Origin of the sequence: Cupriavidus lacunae, assembly GCF_003353055.1 — a bacterium.
GTDB lineage: Bacteria > Pseudomonadota > Gammaproteobacteria > Burkholderiales > Burkholderiaceae > Cupriavidus > Cupriavidus lacunae.
On the sequence record NZ_QKWJ01000020.1, the window covers coordinates 1 to 18,603 of the forward strand.

34 protein-coding genes are annotated in these 18,603 nt (G+C 62.5%); all 34 read left to right on the forward strand.

The features are described from left to right. Positions 1-122: EF-Tu C-terminal domain-related protein (locus DN412_RS17230; protein WP_076607016.1), on the forward strand; the 122-nt coding region annotated here is incomplete at its 5' end. Between the two features lie 77 nt (positions 123-199). Beyond that, on the forward strand, positions 200-508 hold the full coding sequence (gene rpsJ / locus DN412_RS17235; protein WP_006160488.1) for a 30S ribosomal protein S10: 309 nt from the start codon (positions 200-202) through the stop codon (positions 506-508). A gap of 515 nt (positions 509-1,023) precedes the next feature. Continuing rightward, a complete protein-coding gene (locus tag DN412_RS17240) occupies positions 1,024-2,253 on the forward strand; it encodes a dienelactone hydrolase family protein (protein WP_115212743.1) in 1,230 nt (409 codons plus the stop codon). 105 nt (positions 2,254-2,358) lie between these two features. Beyond that, positions 2,359-3,075 (forward strand): SDR family oxidoreductase, encoded by a 717-nt coding sequence (locus DN412_RS17245; RefSeq protein WP_425267425.1) that lies wholly within the window; start codon positions 2,359-2,361, stop codon positions 3,073-3,075. After that, entirely contained in the window at positions 3,027-3,449 is a 423-nt protein-coding gene (locus tag DN412_RS17250; protein WP_244222679.1) for a flavin reductase family protein, read from the forward strand. Before DN412_RS17245 ends, DN412_RS17250 begins: the two co-directional genes overlap by 49 nt. A 297-nt stretch (positions 3,450-3,746) precedes the next feature. Further along, complete coding sequence (gene rplC / locus DN412_RS17255) at positions 3,747-4,397, forward strand: 50S ribosomal protein L3 (protein WP_078198156.1); 651 nt, start codon at positions 3,747-3,749, stop codon at positions 4,395-4,397. Between the two features lie 12 nt (positions 4,398-4,409). Then, a complete protein-coding gene (gene rplD, locus DN412_RS17260) occupies positions 4,410-5,030 on the forward strand; it encodes a 50S ribosomal protein L4 (protein WP_010812396.1) in 621 nt (206 codons plus the stop codon). Continuing rightward, positions 5,027-5,341 carry a 50S ribosomal protein L23 gene (gene rplW / locus DN412_RS17265; RefSeq protein WP_006576245.1) on the forward strand — a complete coding sequence of 105 codons (315 nt, stop codon included), beginning with the start codon at positions 5,027-5,029 and terminating at the stop codon, positions 5,339-5,341. Before rplD ends, rplW begins: the two co-directional genes overlap by 4 nt. Before the next feature lie 2 nt (positions 5,342-5,343). Then, positions 5,344-6,174: a 50S ribosomal protein L2 gene (gene rplB, locus DN412_RS17270; RefSeq protein WP_035817808.1), complete on the forward strand. Its 831-nt coding sequence runs from the start codon at positions 5,344-5,346 to the stop codon at positions 6,172-6,174. 22 nt (positions 6,175-6,196) lie between these two features. Next, entirely contained in the window at positions 6,197-6,472 is a 276-nt protein-coding gene (gene rpsS, locus DN412_RS17275) for a 30S ribosomal protein S19 (RefSeq protein ID WP_078198154.1), read from the forward strand. Positions 6,473-6,481: 9 nt separating this feature from the next. After that, positions 6,482-6,811, forward strand: coding sequence for a 50S ribosomal protein L22 (gene rplV, locus DN412_RS17280; RefSeq protein WP_010812393.1), 330 nt, complete (start codon positions 6,482-6,484; stop codon positions 6,809-6,811). 9 nt (positions 6,812-6,820) lie between these two features. Next, positions 6,821-7,624 carry a 30S ribosomal protein S3 gene (rpsC, locus tag DN412_RS17285; RefSeq protein ID WP_078198153.1) on the forward strand — a complete coding sequence of 268 codons (804 nt, stop codon included), beginning with the start codon at positions 6,821-6,823 and terminating at the stop codon, positions 7,622-7,624. A gap of 2 nt (positions 7,625-7,626) precedes the next feature. Next, entirely contained in the window at positions 7,627-8,043 is a 417-nt protein-coding gene (gene rplP, locus DN412_RS17290) for a 50S ribosomal protein L16 (protein WP_010812391.1), read from the forward strand. Between the two features lie 11 nt (positions 8,044-8,054). Next, positions 8,055-8,249 carry a 50S ribosomal protein L29 gene (rpmC, locus tag DN412_RS17295; protein WP_010812390.1) on the forward strand — a complete coding sequence of 65 codons (195 nt, stop codon included), beginning with the start codon at positions 8,055-8,057 and terminating at the stop codon, positions 8,247-8,249. Then, positions 8,246-8,524, forward strand: coding sequence for a 30S ribosomal protein S17 (rpsQ, locus tag DN412_RS17300; RefSeq protein WP_010812389.1), 279 nt, complete (start codon positions 8,246-8,248; stop codon positions 8,522-8,524). The genes rpmC and rpsQ overlap by 4 nt, the downstream gene beginning before the upstream one ends. 279 nt (positions 8,525-8,803) lie before the next feature. Then, complete coding sequence (gene rplN, locus DN412_RS17305) at positions 8,804-9,172, forward strand: 50S ribosomal protein L14 (protein ID WP_010812388.1); 369 nt, start codon at positions 8,804-8,806, stop codon at positions 9,170-9,172. 9 nt (positions 9,173-9,181) lie between these two features. Then, positions 9,182-9,490 (forward strand): 50S ribosomal protein L24, encoded by a 309-nt coding sequence (gene rplX, locus DN412_RS17310; protein WP_010812387.1) that lies wholly within the window; start codon positions 9,182-9,184, stop codon positions 9,488-9,490. Between the two features lie 25 nt (positions 9,491-9,515). After that, positions 9,516-10,058, forward strand: coding sequence for a 50S ribosomal protein L5 (rplE, locus tag DN412_RS17315; protein ID WP_010812386.1), 543 nt, complete (start codon positions 9,516-9,518; stop codon positions 10,056-10,058). A 9-nt stretch (positions 10,059-10,067) separates the two neighbouring features. Further along, positions 10,068-10,373 carry a 30S ribosomal protein S14 gene (gene rpsN / locus DN412_RS17320; RefSeq protein WP_010812385.1) on the forward strand — a complete coding sequence of 102 codons (306 nt, stop codon included), beginning with the start codon at positions 10,068-10,070 and terminating at the stop codon, positions 10,371-10,373. 27 nt (positions 10,374-10,400) lie between these two features. After that, on the forward strand, positions 10,401-10,796 hold the full coding sequence (rpsH, locus tag DN412_RS17325) for a 30S ribosomal protein S8 (RefSeq protein ID WP_010812384.1): 396 nt from the start codon (positions 10,401-10,403) through the stop codon (positions 10,794-10,796). A 9-nt stretch (positions 10,797-10,805) separates the two neighbouring features. Further along, positions 10,806-11,339 carry a 50S ribosomal protein L6 gene (gene rplF / locus DN412_RS17330; protein WP_115212745.1) on the forward strand — a complete coding sequence of 178 codons (534 nt, stop codon included), beginning with the start codon at positions 10,806-10,808 and terminating at the stop codon, positions 11,337-11,339. An 11-nt stretch (positions 11,340-11,350) separates the two neighbouring features. After that, positions 11,351-11,707: a 50S ribosomal protein L18 gene (gene rplR, locus DN412_RS17335; RefSeq protein ID WP_115212821.1), complete on the forward strand. Its 357-nt coding sequence runs from the start codon at positions 11,351-11,353 to the stop codon at positions 11,705-11,707. Positions 11,708-11,728: 21 nt separating this feature from the next. Further along, complete coding sequence (gene rpsE, locus DN412_RS17340; RefSeq protein ID WP_006160449.1) at positions 11,729-12,247, forward strand: 30S ribosomal protein S5; 519 nt, start codon at positions 11,729-11,731, stop codon at positions 12,245-12,247. Positions 12,248-12,257: 10 nt separating this feature from the next. Further along, positions 12,258-12,440 (forward strand): 50S ribosomal protein L30, encoded by a 183-nt coding sequence (gene rpmD, locus DN412_RS17345; RefSeq protein WP_010812381.1) that lies wholly within the window; start codon positions 12,258-12,260, stop codon positions 12,438-12,440. 22 nt (positions 12,441-12,462) lie between these two features. Further along, complete coding sequence (rplO, locus tag DN412_RS17350; protein WP_078198151.1) at positions 12,463-12,897, forward strand: 50S ribosomal protein L15; 435 nt, start codon at positions 12,463-12,465, stop codon at positions 12,895-12,897. 44 nt (positions 12,898-12,941) lie between these two features. Further along, the gene (secY, locus tag DN412_RS17355; RefSeq protein ID WP_115212746.1) at positions 12,942-14,285 is read left to right on the forward strand and encodes a preprotein translocase subunit SecY; all 1,344 of its coding nucleotides are present in this window, start codon (positions 12,942-12,944) and stop codon (positions 14,283-14,285) included. A 23-nt stretch (positions 14,286-14,308) separates the two neighbouring features. Further along, positions 14,309-14,527, forward strand: a complete 219-nt coding sequence (gene infA, locus DN412_RS17360) for a translation initiation factor IF-1 (protein WP_010812378.1) — start codon at positions 14,309-14,311, stop codon at positions 14,525-14,527. A 30-nt stretch (positions 14,528-14,557) separates the two neighbouring features. Then, positions 14,558-14,674: a 50S ribosomal protein L36 gene (rpmJ, locus tag DN412_RS17365; protein WP_008642959.1), complete on the forward strand. Its 117-nt coding sequence runs from the start codon at positions 14,558-14,560 to the stop codon at positions 14,672-14,674. Positions 14,675-14,693: 19 nt separating this feature from the next. After that, positions 14,694-15,059, forward strand: coding sequence for a 30S ribosomal protein S13 (gene rpsM, locus DN412_RS17370; RefSeq protein WP_010812377.1), 366 nt, complete (start codon positions 14,694-14,696; stop codon positions 15,057-15,059). Between the two features lie 24 nt (positions 15,060-15,083). Further along, positions 15,084-15,482, forward strand: a complete 399-nt coding sequence (gene rpsK, locus DN412_RS17375; protein WP_010812376.1) for a 30S ribosomal protein S11 — start codon at positions 15,084-15,086, stop codon at positions 15,480-15,482. Positions 15,483-15,795: 313 nt separating this feature from the next. Then, positions 15,796-16,419: a 30S ribosomal protein S4 gene (gene rpsD, locus DN412_RS17380; protein WP_115212747.1), complete on the forward strand. Its 624-nt coding sequence runs from the start codon at positions 15,796-15,798 to the stop codon at positions 16,417-16,419. Positions 16,420-16,585: 166 nt separating this feature from the next. Continuing rightward, a complete protein-coding gene (locus DN412_RS17385) occupies positions 16,586-17,566 on the forward strand; it encodes a DNA-directed RNA polymerase subunit alpha (RefSeq protein WP_010812374.1) in 981 nt (326 codons plus the stop codon). Between the two features lie 135 nt (positions 17,567-17,701). Next, positions 17,702-18,097 carry a 50S ribosomal protein L17 gene (gene rplQ, locus DN412_RS17390; protein WP_010812373.1) on the forward strand — a complete coding sequence of 132 codons (396 nt, stop codon included), beginning with the start codon at positions 17,702-17,704 and terminating at the stop codon, positions 18,095-18,097. A 123-nt stretch (positions 18,098-18,220) separates the two neighbouring features. Beyond that, positions 18,221-18,577: a divalent-cation tolerance protein CutA gene (gene cutA / locus DN412_RS17395; RefSeq protein WP_115212748.1), complete on the forward strand. Its 357-nt coding sequence runs from the start codon at positions 18,221-18,223 to the stop codon at positions 18,575-18,577. Positions 18,578-18,603: the final 26 nt, after the last annotated feature.

Consider the following 18,603-nt stretch of genomic DNA (forward strand, 5'->3'; position numbering starts at 1 on the left):
ACAACGTGTCGATCACCGTCAAGCTGATCGCCCCGATCGCCATGGAAGAAGGCCTGCGCTTCGCTATCCGCGAAGGTGGCCGTACCGTCGGCGCCGGCGTCGTGGCAAAGATCCTCGACTAAGCACTTCCTGGGACATGCCCGCGAGCATGTCCCCATTCAACGGGCACGTTGCCCAATCGCTCTTTTAAGGAAATATCATGCAGAACCAGAAGATCCGTATCCGCCTGAAGGCTTTCGACTACCGCCTGATCGACCAGTCGGCCGCCGAAATCGTGGATACCGCCAAGCGTACCGGCGCGATCGTCAAGGGCCCGGTGCCCCTGCCGACCCGCATCCAGCGCTTCGACATCCTGCGTTCGCCGCACGTCAACAAGACCAGCCGCGATCAGTTCGAGATCCGCACGCACCAGCGCCTGATGGACATCGTCGACCCGACCGACAAGACGGTTGACGCGCTGATGAAGCTCGACCTGCCGGCAGGCGTGGACGTCGAGATCAAGGTGTAAATATGCTTTGGGCCGCGTATGCGGCCTGCTGCAGCAAAACGGCGAACCTCATGGTTCGCCGTTTTTGTTTTCTGGCGGCGACTCGCGGGCCGCTGGTTTGCTCCCCTCTCCCGCCTGCGGGAGAGGGGAGCGTTCACCACCGGCGGCGCCTTGCATTCATCTCGGTGGTGCGCATGGCGCAACCACCTATCCTTGGCCGCGCCGCCGCAGCGTCTGCTTCGGGGGCAGCTGCAGCATTGTCTCGCTCCTCGGGCGTGGCCGCGGCGCTGGCCGGCGTCCGCGGCACTGGTGCCGGGGCGCCATGCACGCAGCATGGTCCATGGGGCAACTATAGCGGATCGGCCCCCCGGCCCAGGCGCCGGATTGACCGAAGCCACACTTTCCTGCCCTAATCGGATAGCCGCTGCACCCAGCGGCTAGTTTGCTGCGGTGCGCAGCCACCATGATAGAGGCCAGCACCGCAGCCCCCCGACACCAGGCAGTCAGCAAACTGAGAACGACAAGGAGCGCAGGCCATGGGCCAGACCATCCAGATCCAGACCCCAGAAGGGAGTTTCAGCGGCTATCTCGCCACCCCGGCGGCAGGCAAGGGCCCGGGCATCGTGCTGTGCCAGGAGATCTTCGGCGTCAACGCGACCATGCGGCAGGTGGCCGATTACTACGCCGAGGAAGGCTATACGGTGCTGGTGCCCGACCTGTTCTGGCGCATCGCGCCCGGGATCGAGCTGACCGACCGTGGCGAGGACTTCCAGCGGGCGCTGGGCCTGTACCAGCAGTTCGATGAAGCCAGGGGCGTGCAGGATGTGGGCGCCGCGCTGGAGGCGCTGCGGGTGCGGCCGGAATGCGTCGGCCAGACCGGCGTGCTGGGCTTCTGCCTGGGCGGCAAGCTGGCCTACCTGGCGGCCTGCCGGCTGCCCGACGTGGCCTGCGCGGTGGCGTACTACGGCGTGGGCATCGAGCACGCGCTGGGCGAGGCCGCCAACGTGCGCGGCCGCCTGGTGCTGCATATCGCGGAGAAGGACGGGTTCTGCCCGCCGCAGGCCCAGGCCGCGATCCGCGAGGCGCTGGCCGGCCGGGACAATATCGAGGTGTACGTCTACGCCGGCGTCGACCATGCCTTTGCGCGCTTGGGGGGTGAGCACTTCGACAAGCCCTCGGCGCTGATGGCGCACCAGCGCTCGATCGCCGCGCTGCGCGGCGAGATGGGCCCGCACTATGACTTCTCGGCGCTGTGGGACAAGCATTGCGAATATGAATTTGCCACCCGCGATGTCGACGCGACCATGGCCACGATGGTGCCGCAGCCCTATGTGAACCATATCCCGACCATGACAGGCGGCGTCGGCCACGCGCAACTGCGGCGCTTCTACCAGCACCACTTCGTGCACAGCAATCCGCCCGACACGACGCTGATCCCGCTTTCGCGCACCGTGGGCGCCACGCAGATCGTCGACGAGATGCTGTTCTGCTTCACCCATACCTGCGAGATCGACTGGATGCTGCCCGGCGTGCCGCCCACCGGCCAGCGCGTGGAGATCCCGCTGATCGCCATCGTCAAGTTCCGCGGCGACAAGCTGTACCACGAGCATATCTACTGGGACCAGGCCAGCGTGCTGGTGCAGATCGGCAAGCTGGACCCGGCGGGTTTGCCGGTGGCGGGCGTGGAGACCGCGCGCAAGCTGCTGGACGAGACCCTGCCGTCGAACACGCTGATGGCGCGCTGGCAGGAGAGCGAAGGCAAGTAGGCCGCGCCGCGGCATTGATCCGGAACGGGCCCGCAGAGGCCCGCCCGCAAGCATTGCCGGCTATGCCCGGCACAGGAGACCAGCATGAAAGGACTGTAGGGCAAGGTGGTCATCGTCACCGGAGGCGCGACGCTGATCGGCGCCGGCGTGGCGCGGGCCTTTGTCGAGGCCGGCGCGCGCGTGGCGATCTTCGATATCGATGCCGCCAACGGCGAGCGCGTGGCCGCGCAACTGGGGGCGAACGCGCTCTTCATCGCCACCGACATCACCCGCGACGAGCAGGTTCGCGACGCCGTGGCGCAGGTGGAGCAGCGCTTTGGCGGTGTGGACTGCCTGGTCAACCTAGCCTGCACCTATCTCGATGATGGCTTCCGCTCGAACCGTGCCGACTGGCTGGCGGCGCTCGACGTCAACGTGGTGTCGGGCGTGATGCTGGCGCAGGCGGTGCATCCGCATATGCGGGCGCGCGGCGGCGGGGCCATCGTCAACTTCACCAGCATCTCGGCCAATGTGGCGCAGACCGGGCGCTGGCTCTACCCGGTGTCGAAAGCCGCCATCGCGCAGCTGACGCGCAGCATGGCGATGGACCTGGCGCCGGACCGCATTCGCGTGAATGCAGTGTCGCCGGGCTGGACCTGGTGCCGGCTGATGGATGAAGTCAGGGGCGGCAACCGCGCCCGCACCGACGCCGTGGCCGCGCCGACGCCACCCTCGCCACCTCCGTCCATGATCCGCGCGAGCTGCGCCGGGTTTGCGGCCGCTATGCCACCGGCGTGGCGGTCATCGGCACCTGCGGGGACCAGGGCCGCCCGGTCGGCCTGACGGTGAACTCCTTCGCCTCGCTGTCGCTGGCGCCGCCGCTGATCCTGTGGAGCCTGGCGCTGCATTCGCCGAATGCCGGGTTGTTCGCGCCCGGCGCGCATTTCGGCGTCAGCATCCTGCGCGCGGGGTATGGCGAACTGGCGCGCCGCTTCGCCACGCCGGCGGCCGACAAGTTCGCCGGTGTCGCTCACCGGCGTTGCGAGCGCGGCGTGCCCTACATGGACGCGGCGCTGGCGACGCTGGCCTTCAGCGTGGAACGTGCTGATCCGGTTGGCGATCACCTGCTGATTGTTGGCGCGGTCGAGGGGTTCGAGGCGGGGGAGGGCGAACCGCTGGTATTCTTTGGCGGCGATTTCGTGCGCATCGCCGCCTGAGCAAGCGTCATTTGTGTGTTGTACGCCGCTTCGTTTCGCTGCCGTCGTCTCCGCGCCACACCCCAAGCCACGCAAGCGCCACTACCGCGGCCTCCCTGCCTACAACATTGCAGGGAAATCCGCAATTCATATTGCCCTTCCCAAGCTGCTGCGATATAGTGTAAGGCTACCCGTTTCCTCGGGTAGTGGGCTGGCCATTTTGGCCGTGCGCAGTCTTCTTTAGCGCAGGTCCACAGCAAACACAGTTTTCGTGTATCAATCAGCCCCGGCCAATCGCAGCTGGGAATGGAGCAAACCATGAGCCTTGGCCTTGTAGGTCGCAAGGTTGGCATGACCCGTATTTTCACGGACGACGGTGATTCGATTCCCGTTACCGTGGTCGAGGTCGGCGACAACCGCGTGACGCAAATCAAGACGGACGAGACCGACGGTTACACCGCCGTTCAAGTCACCTTCGGCGCACGACGCGCAAGCCGCGTTACCAAGCCGCTGGCGGGTCACCTCGCCAAAGCCGGCGTGGAAGCCGGCGAAATCATCCGCGAATTCCGTATCGATGCAGCCAAGGCTGCCGAACTGCAAGCTGGCGGTTCGCTGTCGGTCGACCTGTTCGAAGTCGGTCAGAAGATCGACGTGCAGGGCGTGAGCATCGGTAAGGGCTACGCCGGTACCATCAAGCGCTATCACTTCGCCTCCGGCCGTGCCAGCCACGGTAACTCGCGCTCGCACAACGTGCCGGGCTCGATCGGTATGGCGCAGGATCCGGGCCGTGTGTTCCCGGGCAAGCGCATGACCGGTCACCTGGGCGATGTCACCCGCACCGTGCAGAACCTGGAGATCGCCAAGATCGACGCAGAGCGCAAGCTGCTGCTGGTCAAGGGCGCCATCCCCGGCTCCAAGGGCGGCAAGGTCATCGTCACCCCGGCCGTCAAGGCCAAAGCCAAAGCTTAAGGAGCGCATGTAATGGAACTCAAGCTCCTCCAGGACAATGGCCAGATCGGCGCAGGCGTTGACGCTTCGCCTGAAGTCTTCGGCCGTGACTACAACGAAGCCCTCGTTCACCAGATCGTCGTCGCTTACCAGGCCAACGCTCGCAGCGGTAACCGTAAGCAGAAGGATCGTGAAGAGGTCAAGCACACGACCAAGAAGCCGTGGCGCCAGAAGGGTACGGGTCGCGCCCGTGCCGGTATGTCCTCGTCGCCGCTGTGGCGCGGGGGTGGCCGTATCTTCCCGAATTCGCCGGAAGAGAACTTCACCCAGAAGGTCAACAAGAAGATGTTCCGTGCCGGCATGCGCTCGATTTACTCGCAGCTCGCACGTGAAGGCCGTATCAACGTGGTGGACGGTTTCACTGTCGACGCGCCCAAGACCAAGCTCTTGGCCGACAAGTTCAAGGCCATGGGCCTGGACTCGGTGCTGATCATCACCGACAGCCTCGACGAAAACCTCTACCTGGCTTCGCGCAACCTGCCGCACGTGGCAGTCGTGGAGCCGCGCCAGGCTGATCCGCTGTCGCTCGTGCACTACAAGAAGGTGCTGGTGACCAAGGCAGCCGTCGCGCAGATCGAGGAGTTGCTGAAATGACGCAAGTAGCCAAGAACGATCATCGTTTGATGCAGGTGCTGCTCGCGCCGGTGGTTTCCGAAAAGGCAACCCTGGTCGCCGACAAGAACGAACAAGTCGTGTTCGAAGTGGCCCGCGATGCCAACAAGGCAGAAGTGAAGGCCGCCGTCGAGCTGCTGTTCAAGGTCGAGGTGCAGTCCGTTCAGATCCTGAACCAGAAGGGCAAGCAGAAGCGTTTTGGCCGTTTCATGGGGCGTCGCAACCACGTGAAGAAGGCCTACGTTTCGCTGAAGCCGGGTCAGGAAATCAATTTTGAAGCGGAGGCCAAGTAATCATGGCACTCGTCAAGACCAAGCCGACTTCCCCGGGTCGTCGCTCGATGGTGAAGGTGGTCAACAAGGACCTTCACAAGGGCGCCCCGCACGCTCCGCTGCTGGAAAAGCAATTCCAGAAGTCGGGCCGTAACAACAATGGTCATATCACCACCCGCCACAAGGGCGGTGGTCATAAGCACCACTACCGCGTGGTCGACTTCAAGCGCAACGACAAGGACGGCATCCCCGCCAAGGTCGAGCGCCTGGAATACGATCCGAACCGCAGCGCAAACATCGCGCTGGTGCTGTTCGCCGACGGCGAGCGCCGCTACATCATCGCCACCAAGGGGATGGTTGCCGGCCAGCCGCTGATGAACGGCTCGGAAGCGCCGATCAAGGCCGGTAACAACCTGCCGATCCGCAACATTCCGGTCGGTACCACGATCAACAACGTGGAAATGCTGCCGGGCAAGGGTTCGCAGATCGCACGTGCCGCTGGCGGTTCCGCCGTGCTGCTGGCTCGTGAAGGCCTGTACGCCCAGGTTCGCCTGCGCTCCGGTGAAGTGCGCCGCGTGCACATCGAGTGCCGCGCCACCATCGGTGAAGTGGGCAACGAAGAGCACAGCCTGCGCGTCATCGGCAAGGCCGGTGCGACCCGCTGGCGCGGTATCCGCCCGACGGTCCGTGGTGTCGTGATGAACCCGGTCGACCACCCGCACGGTGGTGGTGAAGGCAAGACCGCTGCTGGTCGCGATCCGGTTTCGCCGTGGGGTACCCCGGCCAAGGGTTACCGTACCCGCAGCAACAAGCGCACGGACAGCATGATCGTCCAGAAGCGCCACAAGCGTTAATCGGTAGGTAGGAGCTAAAGATATGACTCGTTCCGCTAAAAAGGGTCCGTTCTGCGACGCCCACCTGCTGAAGAAGGTGGAAGTTGCAACGAGCGGCAAGGACAAGAAGCCCATCAAGACATGGTCGCGCCGCTCGACCATTCTGCCGGAGTTCATTGGCCTGACGATCGCCGTCCACAACGGCCGTCAACACGTGCCGGTGTACGTTACGGAAAACATGGTTGGCCACAAGCTCGGCGAATTTGCGATGACCCGCACGTTCAAGGGCCACGCGGCTGACAAGAAAGCGAAGAGGTAAGGTGCCATCATGGAAGTGAAAGCGATTCATCGCGGTGCCCGCATCTCCGCCCAGAAGACGCGCCTGGTCGCTGACCAGATCCGTGGTCTGCCGATCGAGCGCGCGCTCAACGTCCTGACGTTCAGCCCGAAAAAGGCTGCCGGGATCGTGAAGAAGGTGGTCGAATCGGCCATCGCCAACGCTGAGCACAACGAAGGTGCCGACATCGACGAACTCAAGGTCAAATCGATCTTCGTCGACAAGGCAACCTCGCTCAAGCGCTTCACGGCACGGGCAAAGGGCCGCGGCAACCGCATCGAGAAACAAACCTGTCACATCACTGTGACGCTCGGCAACTAAGGAGTCACGATGGGACAGAAGATTCATCCGACTGGCTTCCGCCTGGCTGTCAGCCGTAACTGGGCTTCGCGCTGGTACGCCAGCAACACGAAGTTCGCCGGCATGCTGAAGGAAGACATCGAAGTTCGCGACTTCCTGAAGAAGAAGCTCAAGAACGCATCGGTTGGCCGCGTCGTGATCGAGCGCCCCGCCCGCAATGCACGCATCACCATTTACAGCTCGCGTCCGGGCGTGGTGATCGGCAAGAAGGGTGAGGACATCGAACTGCTCAAGGCTGAACTGCAGCGTCGCATGGGCGTGCCCGTGCACGTGAACATCGAGGAAATCCGCAAGCCGGAAACCGATGCTCAGCTGATCGCCGATTCGATCACCCAGCAGCTCGAACGCCGCATCATGTTCCGCCGCGCCATGAAGCGCGCCATGCAGAACGCGATGCGCCTGGGCGCCCAGGGTATCAAGATCATGAGCGCCGGTCGTCTGAACGGTATCGAAATCGCACGTACCGAGTGGTACCGCGAAGGCCGTGTGCCCCTGCACACCCTGCGCGCCGACATCGACTACGGCTTCTCCGAAGCAGAAACCACCTACGGCATCATCGGTGTCAAGGTGTGGGTCTACAAGGGTGATCACCTCGGCCGCAACGACGCGCCGGTGGTGGAAGAGCCGCAGGACGACCGTCGTCGTCGCCCGGGTCGTCCGGAAGGCCGCCGCCGTGAAGGCGAAGGCCGTCCGGGTGGCAACCGTCGCGGTGGCGCCGGTGCAGGTGCCGGTCGCCGCGCTGCGCCTGGCGCAGATGCGAAGAGTGGAGAATAACGATGCTGCAACCTAAGCGCAGAAAATACCGCAAGGAGCAGAAAGGCCGCAACACGGGTAAGGCTACCCGTGGTAACGCCGTGTCTTTCGGCGAATTCGGCCTGAAGGCCATGGGCCGTGGCCGCCTGACGGCTCGTCAGATCGAGTCGGCACGTCGTGCGATGACCCGCCACATCAAGCGTGGCGGCCGCATCTGGATCCGGATTTTCCCGGACAAGCCGATCTCGAAGAAGCCTGCCGAAGTCCGTATGGGTAACGGCAAGGGCAATCCGGAGTACTACGTGGCTGAAATCCAGCCGGGCAAGATGCTGTACGAAATGGATGGCGTGAGCGAAGACCTGGCACGTGAGGCGTTCCGCCTCGCGGCCGCCAAGCTGCCGATCGCCACCAATTTCGTGGTGCGCCAGGTCGGGACGTAAGGAGAGCAGGGATGAAAGCATCCGAACTTCGCGGCAAGGACGCCGCCGGGCTGAACCAGGAGCTCTCCGAGCTGCTGAAGGCCCAATTTAGCCTGCGCATGCAAAAGGCGACCCAACAGCTGCAGAACACCAGCCAGCTGAAGAAGGTTCGCAAGGACATCGCGCGTGTGCAAACCGTGCTGACTCAAAAGGCAAACGCGAAATGACTGAAGCTGCACAAACGGAAAAGTCGCTTCGCCGCACCCTGGTCGGCCGTGTCGTGAGCGACAAGATGGACAAGACCGTTACGGTCTTGGTGGAAAACCGCGTCAAGCATCCTCTGTACGGCAAGTACGTGCTGCGTTCGAAGAAGTACCACGCACACGACGAAGCCAACCAGTACAAGGAAGGCGACAAGGTCGAGATCCAGGAAGGCCGTCCGCTGTCGCGGACCAAGTCCTGGGTGGTTTCCCGGCTGGTAGAGGCTGCACGCGTCATCTAAGAACAACACGTTCTTAGCTTGACTTGCAAGTCCAGGATTATGTAGCTATAATCCTGGACTTCCGCTTTGTTGCGTTCGCCTTTGCAGTACCACCCGGGCGGGCCTGTGAAGCGAGCCAGGGTCAAGTGGTCTCAGTAAATTGTTGAGATCGCCTGGTCCCTACCGACTTCAAAGTTGATCAACCCATACGGAGCTGGCGCAATGCCGGAACCGACGGGACCAAGACTGACCGATGGGCGCTTTTTGCACCTGACGGATTAAGTTGGGAAGACAAACACCATGATTCAGACAGAAAGCCGGCTCGAAGTGGCCGATAACACTGGTGCGCGCGAAGTGCTGTGCATCAAGGTGCTGGGTGGCTCCAAGCGCCGCTACGCAAGCGTTGGCGACATCATCAAGGTGACCGTCAAGGACGCAGCGCCGCGCGGTCGCGTGAAGAAGGGCGACATCTACAACGCCGTCGTCGTGCGTACCGCCAAGGGCGTGCGCCGCGCTGACGGTTCGCTGATCAAGTTCGACGGCAACGCCGCCGTCCTGCTGAACAACAAGCTCGAGCCGATCGGCACCCGTATCTTCGGGCCGGTGACTCGTGAACTCCGTACCGAGCGCTTCATGAAGATCGTGTCGCTCGCTCCGGAAGTGCTGTAAGGAGCCGCCATGAACAAGATTCGCAAAGGCGACGAAGTCATTGTGCTGACCGGCAAGGACAAGGGCAAGCGCGGTACCGTGCAAGCCGTCCTGGGCGACAAGGTTGCGGTGCAAGGCGTGAACATCGCCAAGAAGCATGCCCGCCCGAACCCGATGCTGGGCACTACCGGTGGTGTGGTCGACAAGGTCATGCCGCTGCATATTTCCAACGTTGCGCTCGTGGATGCCAATGGCAAGCCGTCGCGCGTCGGCATCAAGGTGGAAGACGGCAAGCGCGTGCGCGTGCTGAAGACCACCGGTGCCGTCGTGGCAGCTTGATTCTGGGCACGTATAGGAGTTGAGCATGGCAGCACGTCTGCAAGAGTTTTACAAAGAACAGGTTGTGCCGAAGCTGATCGAACAGTTCGGCTACAAGTCGGTCATGGAAGTGCCGCGCATCACCAAGATCACCCTGAACATGGGTCTTGGCGAAGCCATCAATGACAAGAAGATCATTGAAAACGCCGTGGGCGACCTGACCAAGATCGCCGGTCAGAAGCCGGTCGTGACGAAGGCCAAGAAGGCTATCGCCGGCTTCAAGATCCGTCAGGGCTACCCCATCGGTGCGATGGTGACCCTGCGCGGCGAGCGCATGTTCGAATTCCTCGATCGTTTCGTTACCGTGGCCCTGCCGCGCGTGCGTGACTTCCGTGGTGTGTCGGGCCGGTCGTTCGACGGTCGTGGCAACTACAACATCGGTGTGAAAGAGCAGATCATTTTCCCCGAAATCGAGTACGACAAGATCGACGCACTGCGTGGTCTGAACATCAGCATCACGACGACGGCAAAGAACGACGAGGAAGCCAAGGCTCTTCTCGGTGCGTTCAAGTTCCCGTTCCGCAATTAAGGGGTAACCGTGGCTAAACTGGCTCTGATTGAACGTGAGAAGAAGCGCGCCAAGCTGGTGGCGAAGTATGCCGCCAAGCGCGCCAACCTCAAGGCCATTATCGACGACCAAGAGAAGTCGGAAGAAGAGCGTTACAGCGCGCGTCTCGAGCTGCAACAGCTCCCGCGCAACGCGAACCCGACTCGCCAGCGTAACCGCTGCGCGATCACCGGTCGTCCCCGCGGTACCTTCCGCAAGTTTGGCCTGGCGCGTAACAAGATCCGCGAAATCGCCTTCAAGGGCGAAATCCCGGGTCTGACGAAAGCCAGCTGGTAATTACGCACAGGCTACAGGAGAAACAGTATGAGCATGAGCGATCCTATCGCCGATATGCTGACGCGCATCCGCAACGCCCAGGGCGTGCAGAAAGCGTCGGTTGTCATGCCGTCGTCGAAGCTGAAAGTGGCAATCGCCAAGGTCCTGAAGGACGAAGGCTACATCGACGACTACGCCGTCCAGGAAGATGGCGGCAAGGCACAACTGAGCATCGGTCTCAAGTACTACGCCGGCCGTCCGGTCATCGAGCGCATTGAGCGCGTCTCGAAGCCCGGCCTGCGCGTGTACAAGGGCCGCAGCGACATCCCCCAAGTGATGAACGGCCTCGGTGTGGCGATCATCTCGACCCCGCAGGGTCTGATGACCGACCGCAAGGCACGCGCCACCGGCGTGGGCGGCGAAGTTCTTTGCTACGTCGCTTAAGGAGTAACCATGTCCCGTGTAGGTAAGGCTCCCATCGCGCTGCCCAAAGGCGCGGAAGTGAACGTGGCGGCTGGCGTGCTCTCCGTGAAGGGCCCGCTCGGTACGCTGACGCAGCCGATTCACAGCCTGGTCAAGGTCAATGTCGAAAACGACACGCTGACCTTCAGCCCGGCTGACGAATCGCGTGAAGCAAACGCTCTGCAGGGCACCATGCGTGCTCTGGTGGCCAACATGGTCAAGGGCGTGACCACCGGTTTCGAGCGCAAGCTGAACCTCGTCGGCGTGGGCTATCGTGCCCAGCTGCAAGGCGCTGCGCTGAAGCTCCAGCTTGGTTTCTCGCACGACGTGATCCATGAGATGCCGGAAGGCGTGAAGGCGGAAACGCCGACGCAGACCGAGATCATCATCAAGGGTGCGGACAAGCAGAAAGTCGGTCAGGTTGCCGCGGAAGTCCGCGCGTACCGCCCGCCTGAGCCCTATAAGGGCAAGGGTGTGCGTTACTCGGACGAGCGCGTCATCCTGAAGGAAACCAAGAAGAAGTAAGGGGTGCAATGATGAACAAGAAAGACGCTCGTTTGCGCCGTGCACGTCAGACCCGCGCCAAGATCGCGGAGATGAAAGTCAGCCGTCTGACCGTGTTCCGTACGAATTCGCATATTTACGCCCAGGTCTTCTCGGAGTGCGGCACCAAGGTGCTGGCTTCGGCTTCGACCGCAGAGGCAGAAGTCCGCAAGGAACTGACCGGCAATGGTGCTACCACCGCTGCCGCGACCGCGGTCGGCAAGCGCATCGCCGAAAAGGCGAAGGCTGCCGGCGTGGAAACCGTCGCGTTCGATCGCGCCGGCTTCCGCTTCCACGGTCGCGTGAAGGCACTGGCTGACGCTGCCCGCGAAGCCGGCCTCAAGTTCTAAGCGCACAAAGAGAGATACGTCATGGCAAAGATGCAAGCAAAAGTCCAGCAGGACGAACGCGACGACGGCCTCCGCGAGAAGATGATCTCGGTCAACCGCGTCACCAAGGTGGTGAAGGGCGGCCGGATTCTCGGTTTCGCTGCGCTGACCGTGGTTGGTGACGGCGATGGCCGCATCGGCATGGGCAAGGGCAAGGCCAAGGAAGTGCCCGTCGCCGTTCAGAAGGCAATGGACGAAGCCCGTCGCAAGATGGTCAAGGTCTCGCTGAAGAACGGCACGCTGCAACACGAAGTCGTTGGCAAGCACGGCGCCGCCAAGGTGCTGATGATGCCCGCCAAGGAAGGTACCGGCGTGATCGCCGGCGGCCCGATGCGCGCGATCTTCGAAGTGATGGGCGTCACCAACGTGGTGACCAAGTCGCACGGCTCCACCAACCCGTACAACATGGTTCGCGCCACGCTGGACGGCCTTCAGAAGATGAGCACGCCGGGCGAAATCGCCGCCAAGCGTGGCAAGTCGGTCGAAGACATCCTGGGTTAAGGTGAACGCAATGTCGCAGAAAACCGTAAAAGTGCAACTCGTGCGCAGCCTGATCGGCACGCGCGAGGATCATCGCGCCACTGTTCGTGGCCTGGGCCTGCGCCGCATCAACTCGGTGTCGGAGCTGCAGGACACGCCCGCCGTGCGCGGCATGATCAACAAGGTCTCGTACCTGGTCAAGGTTCTGGCCTGATACCGGGAACTCGGAGAGCAAGATGCAACTGAACAACCTGAAACCGGCCGCCGGTTCGAAGCACGCCAAGCGTCGCGTCGGCCGCGGTATCGGCTCCGGCCTGGGCAAGACTGCCGGTCGCGGTCACAAGGGTCAGAAGTCGCGTTCGGGCGGCTTCCACAAGGTGGGCTTCGAAGGCGGTCAAATGCCGCTGTATCGTCGCCTGCCCAAGCGCGGCTTCACGTCGCTGACCAAGGCGTTCAACGCCGAAGTCACGCTGCGTGATATCGAGCGCCTGGAAGCGGCCGAAGTCGACCTGCTGGTCCTGAAGCAGGCTGGCCTGGTCGGCGACCTGGTCAAGAGCGCCAAGGTCATCAAGGCCGGCGAGCTGACCCGCAAGGTGACGATCAAGGGTCTGGGCGCCACCGCTGGCGCCAAGGCCGCGATCGAAGCCGCTGGCGGCCAGATCGCAGCCTGATACGGCATTTATCGCAGCATAGGCAGTCATAGTCGGAGCATCGTTTGGCCACGGCGAAACCCAATGCAAGCGCGCAAGCCAGGAACACGGCGAAGTACGGCGACCTCAAGCGCCGGCTGATGTTCCTGGTGCTGGCCCTGATCGTGTACCGCATCGGCGCTCATATTCCGGTGCCCGGTATCGATCCGGAGCAGCTTGCGAAGCTTTTCCAGAGTCAGTCGGGTGGCATCCTCGGGATGTTCAACCTGTTCTCGGGCGGGGCGCTGTCGCGCTTTACCGTCTTCGCGCTCGGCATCATGCCGTACATCTCGGCGTCGATCATCATGCAACTGCTGACGATCGTGCTGCCGCAGCTGGAGTCGCTGAAGAAGGAAGGGCAGGCAGGGCAACGCAAGATCACGCAGTACACGCGCTACGGCACCGTGGTCCTGGCCACCTTCCAGGCGCTGTCGATTGCGGTGGCGCTCGAGTCGCAGCCTGGGCTGGTGCTGGATCCGGGCCTGATGTTCCGGGCCACGGCGGTGATTACGCTGGTGACCGGCACGATGTTCCTGATGTGGCTGGGTGAGCAGATCACCGAGCGTGGTCTGGGCAACGGCATCTCGATCATCATCTTTGGCGGTATCGCGGCGGGCCTGCCCAACGCGATCGGCGGACTGTTCGAACTGGTCCGCACGGGTTCCATGAGCATCATCGCGGCGATCTTCATCGTGGCGATCGTTGCCGGTGTGACCTTCGCCGTGGTGTTTGTCGAGCGGGGCCAGCGCAAGATCCTGGTGAACTATGCGAAGCGTCAGGTCGGCAACAAGGTGTACGGCGGCCAGTCGTCGCACCTGCCGCTGAAGCTGAACATGGCAGGGGTGATTCCGCCGATCTTCGCATCGTCGATCATCCTGTTCCCGGCGACGATCGCGGGCTGGTTCACGTCCCAGTCGACGGGCGCGGTTGGCAGGTTCGTCAAGGACCTGGCTGCCACGCTGTCGCCGGGCCAGCCGGTCTACATCCTGCTGTACGCTGCTGCGATTGTATTTTTCTGCTTCTTCTATACGGCCCTGGTGTACAACAGCCGTGAAGTGGCAGACAACCTGAAGAAAAGCGGTGCCTTCATTCCGGGCATTCGTCCGGGCGAGCAGACGACGCGCTATATCGACAAGATTCTGGTGCGCCTGACGCTGGCTGGTGCGATCTACATCACACTGGTCTGCCTGTTGCCGGAATTCCTGGTGCTGCGGTGGAACGTTCCGTTCTACTTTGGCGGAACCTCGCTGCTGATCATCGTGGTCGTCACGATGGACTTCATGGCTCAGGTTCAGTCTTACGTGATGTCGCAGCAATATGAGTCGCTGCTGAAGAAGGCGAATTTCAAGGGCAATCTGACCTTGCGCTGACTTCGGATCGGTACAGGCTAGGTATGGCAAAAGACGACGTCATCCAGATGCAGGGGGAGGTCCTGGAAAACCTGCCCAATGCGACGTTCCGGGTCAAGCTGGAAAATGGCCATGTAGTACTGGGCCATATCTCCGGCAAGATGCGAATGAACTACATCCGGATTCTTCCGGGTGACAAGGTGACGGTCGAGCTGACCCCATATGATCTGTCGCGCGCACGAATCGTCTTCCGGACGAAGTGAGCGAACAGGAATTGAAGGAAGAGGAAAATTATGAAAGTGCTGGCTTCTGTTAAGCGCATTTGCCGCAACTGCAAAATCATCAAGCGCAACGGTGTCGTGCGCGTGATCTGCTCGTCGGATCCCCGCCACAAGCAACGCCAAGGCTAATCGGAAAGAGGATTGACGAATGGCACGTATCGCAGGGGTTAACATCCCGAACCACAAGCACACCGAAATCGGTCTGACCGCCATTTACGGTGTTGGCCGCTCGCGCGCTCGCAAGATTTGCGAGGCCACCGGTGTACCGTTTGACAAGAAGGTCAAGGATCTGACCGACGCCGACCTGGAAAAGCTTCGTGACGAAGTGGGCAAGGTCACGGTCGAGGGTGACCTGCGTCGTGAAACCACGATGAACATCAAGCGTCTGATGGACCTTGGTTGCTATCGTGGCATGCGTCACCGCAAGGGCCTGCCGATGCGCGGCCAGCGTACGCGCACCAATGCCCGTACCCGCAAGGGTCCGCGCAAGGCCGGCGTGGCTCTGAAGAAGTAAAGCCGAAGGCAGAGGAAGAAACTAATGGCAAAAGGTCCGAATAACGCCGCTCGCGCGCGTAAAAAGGTCAAGAAGAACGTTGCCGACGGCATTGCGCACGTCCACGCCTCGTTCAACAACACCATCATCACGATCACCGACCGCCAGGGCAACGCCCTGTCGTGGGCGACCGCCGGTGGCCAGGGCTTCAAGGGTTCGCGCAAGTCGACCCCGTTCGCTGCCCAGGTTGCTGCCGAGAACGCCGGCCGCGTGGCGCAAGACCAGGGTATCAAGAACCTGGAAGTGCGCATCAAGGGCCCCGGCCCGGGTCGTGAATCGGCTGTCCGCGCGCTGAACGCGCTGGGCATCAAGATCGCGATCATCGAAGACGTCACGCCGATTCCGCACAACGGCTGCCGTCCGCCGAAGCGCCGCCGCATCTGAGCGTTGGTGTGTCCGGACCCGGCGGGTTTACCTGCCGGTTTCGGGTATGGTAGTATGTCGCGTTGACCTGCTGCATTTTAATGCGGCAGGTTTTCGTTTTGCGTCGAGGGAATGTCTCTTAGGGCACATTCCCATGCCGGCGCACTGGTAAATGCTTGCAGCGTCGTACTCGGCCATACGTGGCAAGGGGGCGCGCTTTATAAGCCCACCGTCCGTCACGGTCTCCCGGGTGCAAAGTCGCACCGCGGAAGTACTGCGTTGACGGACTCGCGGCGCGTCCTGAAGGCGCCGTGATCGATCAAAGGAAGACAACGTGGCACGTTATACCGGCCCGAAGGCCAAACTTTCCCGCCGTGAAGGCACCGACCTGTTCCTGAAGAGCGCCCGCCGCTCGCTGGCTGACAAGTGCAAGCTGGACAGCAAGCCCGGCCAGCACGGCCGCACCTCGGGTGCCCGCACCTCCGACTACGGCAACCAGCTGCGCGAGAAGCAGAAGGTCAAGCGCATCTACGGCGTGCTCGAGCGCCAGTTCCGCCGCTACTTCGCCGAAGCCGACCGCCGCAAGGGCAACACCGGCGAAAACCTGCTGCAACTGCTGGAATCGCGCCTGGACAACGTCGTGTACCGGATGGGCTTTGGCTCGACCCGCGCTGAAGCGCGCCAGCTGGTGTCGCACAAGGCGATCCTGGTGAACGGCCAGACCCTGAACGTGCCGTCGGCCCAGATCAAGGCTGGCGACATCGTCACCATCCGCGAGCAGTCGAAGAAGCAAGTCCGTATCGCCGAATCGCTGTCGCTGGCCGAGCAGTCGGGCTTCCCGACCTGGGTGGCCGTGGACTCGAAGAAGTTCGAAGGCACCTTCAAGCAAGTGCCGGATCGCACCGATATCTCGGGTGACATCAACGAAAGCCTGATCGTCGAACTGTACTCGCGTTAATCACGCGAACGGAACGGCCAGAGCTTGCGTTCGCCGCAAAGCTTTTCTTTCAGCCCGACGCGCTGTATGCGCGGTCGGGCTTCGCCCATCTCACGATGGGATTTTCAGGTTCCAAACGTCAGCCTTATCGGTGTAACGAGCCGAGGGTATTGAAAAGGACAACCTAATGCAAACAGCACTCCTCAAGCCAAAAATCATCGCCGTCGAGCCTCTGGGCGACCATCACGCCAAAGTCGTGATGGAGCCGTTCGAGCGCGGCTACGGCCATACGCTCGGTAACGCCCTGCGTCGCGTGCTGCTGTCGTCGATGGTCGGTTATGCACCGACCGAAGTCACGATCGCTGGGGTGGTCCACGAGTATTCCACCATCGACGGCGTGCAGGAAGACGTCGTCAACCTGCTGCTCAACCTGAAGGGCGTCGTGTTCAAGCTGCACAACCGCGACGAAGTCACGGTGTCGCTGCGCAAGGATGGCGAAGGCGTGGTCACGGCTGCCGATATCGAGCTGCCGCACGACGTCGAGATCATCAACCCGAACCACGTGATCGCCCACCTGTCTGCCGGCGGCAAGCTGGACATGCAGATCAAGGTCGAGCAAGGCCGCGGCTATGTGCCGGGCAACGTGCGCAAGTTCGGCGACGAGTCGGGCAAGGTCATCGGCCGCATCGTGCTGGACGCTTCGTTCTCGCCGGTGCGCCGCGTGTCGTACGCGGTTGAGTCCGCTCGCGTGGAACAGCGTACCGACCTGGACAAGCTGGTGATGAACATCGAAACCGACGGCGTGATCTCGCCCGAGGAAGCGATTCGCCAGTCGGCCCGCATCCTGGTCGACCAGCTGTCCGTGTTCGCCGCCCTGGAAGGCACCGAGTCCGCAGCGGAAGCTGCATCGAGCCGCACGCCGCAGATCGACCCGATCCTGCTGCGCCCGGTCGACGACCTGGAGCTGACGGTGCGTTCGGCCAACTGCCTGAAGGCCGAAAACATCTACTACATCGGCGACCTGATCCAGCGTACCGAGAACGAACTGCTCAAGACCCCGAACCTGGGTCGCAAGTCGCTCAACGAGATCAAGGAAGTCCTCGCCTCGCGTGGCCTGACCCTCGGCATGAAGCTCGAGAACTGGCCGCCCGCAGGTCTGGAGAAGTAATTGTGGCGCGGGACATCCGTCCCGCGCCGCGGTAACCGCCCTGGCTTCGGCCGGGGCATGTATGACTACCGGCCCGCGTCCAGCCGCATCGGACGATAGAAGAGCTGGTCAAACACTTAACTGAAAGGAATCATCATGCGTCACCGTCATGGTCTGCGGAAACTGAACCGCACCTCGTCGCACCGTCTCGCGATGCTGCGCAACATGTCCAACTCGCTGTTCCAGCACGAGCTGATCAAGACCACCGTGCCCAAGGCCAAGGAACTGCGCAAGGTTGTCGAGCCGCTGATTACGCTGGCCAAGAAGGACACCGTTGCCAACCGCCGCCTGGCTTTCGCCCGCCTGCGCGACCGCGACATGGTCACCAAGCTGTTCACCGAACTGGGCCCGCGCTACGCCACCCGTCCGGGCGGCTACACCCGCATCCTGAAGTTCGGTTTCCGTCAGGGCGACAATGCGCCGATGGCGCTGGTCGAACTGGTGGATCGTCCGGAAATCACCGAAGCCCCGGCCGAAGAAGCCGCGGAATAAGGTAGTTTCCCGCCCGCCGCCGCGGCGACGGGTCCGGGCACACCGCTTACAATCGAGCCAGGCATCTGCCTGGCTCTTTTGTTTTTGCGGCCACGGTCGCTGCCTGGCGCAAGGAGAGTGTCGATGCAAAGTCATACAGACCCGGACGAGGTGATCGTCGTCATCACCAATACGCCCGATGCCGAGACCGCGGCGCACCTGTCGCAGGCGGTGCTGCAGGCGCGCGCCGCCGCTTGCGTGAACCGTTTGGCGCCGGTCGAATCCGAGTACTGGTGGCAGGGCAATCTCGAACGGGCGCAGGAGTGGCCGCTGCTGATCAAGACCACGCGCGCACGCTACGCTGCGCTGGAGGCCGTGATCCGGCAACATCACCCCTACGACGTGCCGGAGCTGATCGCCTGGCCCGTGACAGCGGGCTACGCGCCCTACCTGGCGTGGGTCCGCGGCGAGACCGGAAGCCCCTCGGTGCCGGAAAAATAGGGCAGCGGCGCCTGCAGCGCAGCAGC